Source organism: Plesiomonas sp. (assembly GCF_051650925.1).
Classification (GTDB): domain Bacteria; phylum Pseudomonadota; class Gammaproteobacteria; order Enterobacterales; family CAMTGL01; genus Plesiomonas.
In genome coordinates this window covers 1-5,278 of sequence record NZ_JBOFRH010000131.1, presented here as the reverse complement: position 1 = coordinate 5,278, position 5,278 = coordinate 1, and the positions used below count along the sequence as shown (strand labels likewise).

Annotated in this window: 5 protein-coding genes; all 5 read left to right on the top strand. The window is 48.1% G+C overall.

Translation table 11 applies throughout. The annotated features are described in order from the left end of the window. Positions 1-297, top strand: a 297-nt coding sequence (locus ACRC27_RS02950) for a tyrosine-type recombinase/integrase (protein WP_438639158.1), incomplete at its 5' end; no start/stop codon positions are given. Positions 298-430: 133 nt separating this feature from the next. After that, positions 431-1,132 carry a bifunctional protein-disulfide isomerase/oxidoreductase DsbC gene (gene dsbC, locus ACRC27_RS02945; protein WP_438623531.1) on the top strand — a complete coding sequence of 234 codons (702 nt, stop codon included), beginning with the start codon at positions 431-433 and terminating at the stop codon, positions 1,130-1,132. A 158-nt stretch (positions 1,133-1,290) separates the two neighbouring features. Continuing rightward, positions 1,291-3,018, top strand: coding sequence for a single-stranded-DNA-specific exonuclease RecJ (recJ, locus tag ACRC27_RS02940; protein WP_438639157.1), 1,728 nt, complete (start codon positions 1,291-1,293; stop codon positions 3,016-3,018). A 106-nt stretch (positions 3,019-3,124) separates the two neighbouring features. Next, positions 3,125-4,223, top strand: a protein-coding gene (gene prfB / locus ACRC27_RS02935; RefSeq protein WP_438623533.1) for a peptide chain release factor 2 whose coding sequence is annotated in 2 segments (ribosomal slippage) — positions 3,125-3,199 and positions 3,201-4,223 — 1,098 coding nt in all. Because the reading frame shifts where the segments join, the coding sequence is not laid out codon by codon here. A 9-nt stretch (positions 4,224-4,232) separates the two neighbouring features. Beyond that, a partial coding sequence (gene lysS / locus ACRC27_RS02930; protein ID WP_438639156.1) for a lysine--tRNA ligase occupies positions 4,233-5,278 on the top strand: 1,046 nt, incomplete at its 3' end.

The window sequence follows — 5,278 nt, the reverse complement described above, 5'->3', positions numbered from 1 at the left end:
CTCAAAGACAACTCTTCTGATGTGGTGTTTCCAAGCTCGCGTGGTACGCAGATGACGCGGCAAACCTTCTGGCACAGAATCAAACACTATGCTGTGGTTGCCGGAATTGATGCTGAAAAGTTATCACCACACGTATTGCGCCATGCTTTTGCAACACATCTGTTAAACCATGGTGCTGATTTGCGAGTGGTACAAATGCTGCTGGGCCACAGTGATTTATCTACGACACAAATTTACACGCATGTGGCCACAGAACGCTTAAAGCTGCTGCATGAACAGCATCACCCTAGAGCATAATGGTGTTTTTTAGGGCGCGCGGGTGGTCGCCGTGATGGGGTTATTCCATCACACTTCAACCACACAATGCGTATAATGACAGAATACGTATTACGTATAATCGAACGTTGCATACAATTAAACAGGATAACTCATGAAAAAGACTTTGACGTTAGCAGCGTTGCTGACCACGTTTGCGTTTAGTGCCGCACATGCAGATGATCAAACCATCAAAACCAAACTGACAGAGTTGGGCATTGAAAATCCGGAAATTCAAGCTTCACCACTGGCGGGCATGAAAACCGTACTGACCGAAAATGGCGTTTTATATGTCAGTGACAACGGTGAATTTGTACTGCAAGGCCCGATGTTTCAACTGAGCGGTAAGCAGCCAGTGAATGTCACCAATCAGCTGCTGATGAAAGAGCTGGCCAAGTTTGACAAAGAGATGATTGTCTACAAAGCCAAAGACCAAAAATATGTAGTAACCGTGTTTACCGATATTACCTGCGGCTACTGCCGTAAGTTGCACGATGAAATGAAAGAGTACAACGATTTGGGGATCACCATTCGCTATATGGCATTCCCACGTTATGGTATCGGCTCTAATGCAGCCAATGAAATGGCAGGGATCTGGGCATCGGCTGACCCGAAACAGGCGTTTGCTGATGCTTTTGCCGGTAAACCTGCACCCGCCAAAGACAGCAAAGATTCAATCGTGGCTAAACAATTTATGTTAGGCCATCAGTTTGGTGTACAAGGTACGCCGGCTATGTTGCTGCCAAATGGCGATATGCTGCCAGGTTATCGTGACCCTAAAGCGCTGCTTGAAGTGCTTAATGCAACTGGCAAATAATGCTTAATTAGCGTTGTTGGCCTGATTACCCGTACAGCCGCATCAACCGGCAGGTTAATGCTGTTGCACGGGTAAGATCCCACGCCTGATATCCCTGTTTATCCGCCATTTCTGTGCTTTTCTGCGCCGTTTTGTATCGTTATGCTGTTAGGAACACCATGAATACTGAAATTTGCCGTCGTCCGCAGGTCGATGATTCGCATCTGGCTGAGGTCTCTCCGCCGTTTTTACGTCAGATTTACGCCTGCCGTGGTGTCAGTGCTCCACAGCAGTTAGATCGCTCGGTCAAACACCTGCTTGATTACCGCCAACTACAGGGCATTGAGCAGGCAACCCAACTGTTGCAGCAGGCTATCTATGCTGATCGTCAGATTACGATAGTGGGTGATTTTGATGCTGACGGAGCAACTAGCACTGCGCTCAGTGTATTGGCACTGCGTGCATTGGGGGCAAAACGGGTTAATTTTTTAGTGCCAAACCGTTTTGAAGATGGTTACGGCCTAAGTCCAGAGGTAGTGATACAAGCACAAGCTCTAGGTGCAGAGCTGATTATGACCGTGGATAACGGCATTTCATCGCACAGCGGCGTGCAGGAAGCTCATGCGCGCGGTATACAGGTGTTAATCACCGATCACCACTTGCAAGGCACTACGCTGCCTGATGCTGATGCCATCGTCAACCCGAACCTGCATAATTGCCGTTTCCCCTCAAAAGCACTCGCGGGTGTTGGAGTGGCTTTTTACCTGATGCTGGCTCTGCGGGCAGCCTTACGTACTGATGACTGGTTCTCCCGCAAGGGGATCAGTGAACCAAATCTGGCGGAGCTGCTAGACTTAGTTGCGCTCGGCAGTGTTGCCGATGTTGTGCCACTCGATGCCAATAATCGTCTACTGATCTGGCAGGGATTAAGCCGTATTCGAGCTGGCCGTTGCCGCCCAGGTATTTTGGCTTTGCTGGAAGTCGCTAACAGAGATTCACGCCAATTAGTTGCCAGTGACTTAGGCTTTGCACTGGGTCCGCGTTTAAACGCAGCAGGACGTTTGGATAACATGTCAATTGGCGTGACATTGCTCTTGTGTGAAGACATGGGAACGGCCCGTGAGTTGGCCTGTGATCTTGATGCGCTAAACCAAACTCGGCGAGAAATTGAGCAGGGTATGCAGCAAGAAGCACTGAATCTTTGTCAAAAGTTAGATCAAGATCATAATTTGTTACCATATGGGCTTGCACTGTTTCATCCGGAGTGGCATCAAGGAGTGGTAGGAATTTTAGCATCTCGTATTAAAGAACGTTTTCATAGACCTGTCATTGCATTTGCACCCGCAGGTGAGGGTATTTTGAAAGGTTCGGGCCGCTCGATTGTTGGCCTACATATGCGCGATGCACTGGAGCGGTTAGACTCGCAAAATCCAGGATTAATTCAGCGTTTTGGTGGGCATGCAATGGCTGCCGGATTATCGATAGATGAGGCGCAATTTACCCGTTTTCAGCACTGTTTTTCCGAGATTGTCACCGAATGGTTAGATGAGTCGGCACTGCAGGGAAAAATCTGGAGCGATGGCGAATTACCCTCTACGCTGATGACAATTGAGACCGCAGAGATGCTGCGTCAGGCAGGTCCATGGGGACAAGGGTTTAATGAACCGCTGTTTGATGGCGAATTTACCTTGCTGCAACAGCGCAGAGTCGGTGATAAACACCTGAAAATGTTGCTTGAACCTGTCGCCGGTGGCCCAATGCTTGATGCGATTGCATTTAATGTTGATACCACATTGTGGCCTGATCCTTCAGTACGACAAGCACGGCTTGCATACCGTTTGGATATTAATGAATTTCGTGGCAGCCGGAACTTACAACTGTTGGTTGAGCATATCGAAGCGTTATGATCAGACCAGAAGCGTGATGAGTATGAACTGACCTTGTAACTTCGGGCGTTAATCCGCTAGACTCCAAGTGTTTTGGCCAAAATAACGAGTAAAGACGCGAATCACTATGTTTGAAATTAATCCTGTAAAAAACGGTATTCAAGACCTGAGCGAACGCACCAACACCCTTCGGGGGTATCTTTGACTACGATGCTAAAAAAGAGCGTCTAGAAGAAGTTAATGCGGAATTAGAGCAACCTGATGTCTGGAATGAGCCTGACCGTGCGCAAGCCCTCGGTAAAGAGCGCTCTGGCTTAGAAGTTGTCGTCAATACCATTGATGATCTGGATCAGGGCTTAGAAGATGTTCAAGGCTTGTTAGAGCTGGCAGTTGAAGCTGAAGATGAAGATACCTTCAATGAAACGGTCGCTGAATTAGCTGAGTTAGAAAAGAAACTGGCAAAACTTGAATTCCGCCGGATGTTCTCAGGCCCGAATGACAGTTCAGATTGCTACCTTGATCTGCAAGCGGGTTCCGGTGGTACAGAAGCGCAAGATTGGGCCAGCATGCTGCTGCGTATGTATCTGCGCTGGGCAGAGAGCAAAGGCTTTAAAACCGAAGTGATGGATGAGTCTGATGGTGATGTTGCTGGCATTAAAGGCGCAACCATCAAGATCAGCGGCGAATACGCTTACGGCTGGTTACGTACCGAGACCGGTGTTCACCGTTTAGTGCGCAAAAGCCCGTTTGACTCGGGTGGCCGCCGCCATACCTCATTTAGCTCTGCGTTTGTCTATCCGGAAATTGATGACAATATTGATATTGATATTAATCCGGCCGACTTGCGCATTGATGTTTACCGCGCCTCGGGTGCGGGTGGACAACACGTAAACCGGACAGAATCTGCGGTACGTATTACACACATACCAACCAACACCGTGGTACAGTGTCAAAATGACCGTTCGCAGCATAAAAATAAAGATCAGTGTATGAAGCAGTTAAAAGCCAAACTCTATGAGTTGGAACTGCAAAAGCAAAACGCTGAGAAACAAGCGATGGAAGACACTAAGTCTGATATCGGTTGGGGCAGTCAGATCCGCTCTTATGTTCTGGATGACTCCCGTATTAAAGATTTACGCACAGGAATCGAAAATCGCAATACGCAAGCTGTATTGGATGGTGATTTAGATCGCTTTATTGAGGCAAGTTTAAAAGCCGGATTGTAAGGAACTCCCATGTCTGAACAACAAAATCTTGAGCAAGAAAGTACATTAGATCTGAACAGTGAAATGGCAACCCGCCGTGCAAAGCTGGCAGCTCTGCGCGAAGAGGGGATTGCTTTCCCAAATGATTTCCGTCGTGACAGCATTTCCAACGAAGTGCATGCCGCGTTTGATGATAAGTCTAAGGAAGAGCTGGAAGCACTGAACAAAGAAGTGGTAGTGGCTGGCCGTATCATGACCCGTCGTATCATGGGTAAAGCTGCTTTCGTCACTTTGCAGGATATGGGTGGTCAGATCCAGCTGTATGTATCTCGTGATGATCTGCCAGAAGGCGTTTACAACGAGAAGTTCAAGAAATGGGACATGGGCGATATCGTTGGTGCACGCGGTAAGTTGTTTAAGACACAAACTGGCGAACTGACGATTCACTGTACAGAAGTGCGTTTGCTGACTAAAGCACTGCGCCCTCTGCCAGACAAGTTCCACGGCCTGTCAGATACCGAAATGCGCTATCGTCAGCGTTATTTAGACCTGATCACCAACCCGGAATCTCGCCGTACGTTTGAGATCCGTTCTAAAGTGATCAGCGGCATTCGTCGTTATCTGGAAGAGCAAAACTTCGTTGAAGTCGAAACGCCAATGCTGCACCCGATTCCAGGTGGTACGACAGCACTGCCATTTGCTACTCACCACAATGCGCTGGATCAAGAGATGTTCTTGCGTATCGCACCAGAGCTGTATCTGAAGCGTCTGGTTGTAGGTGGGATGGAGCGTGTATTCGAAGTTAACCGTAACTTCCGTAACGAAGGCCTGTCAGCACGCCATAACCCTGAGTTCACCATGCTTGAGTTTTATCAGGCATACGCAGACTACAACGATCTGATGGATAAAACCGAAGATATGTTCCGTACTCTGGCGATGAGCATTCTGGGTTCAACCACCGTTCATTACGGTGATCATGTGTATGATTTCAGCAAGCCGTTTGATCGTCTGACGCCTGCTGAAGCTACCGTGAAGTACACTGACCTGACTATCGATAAGCTTGATACACTGGAAGC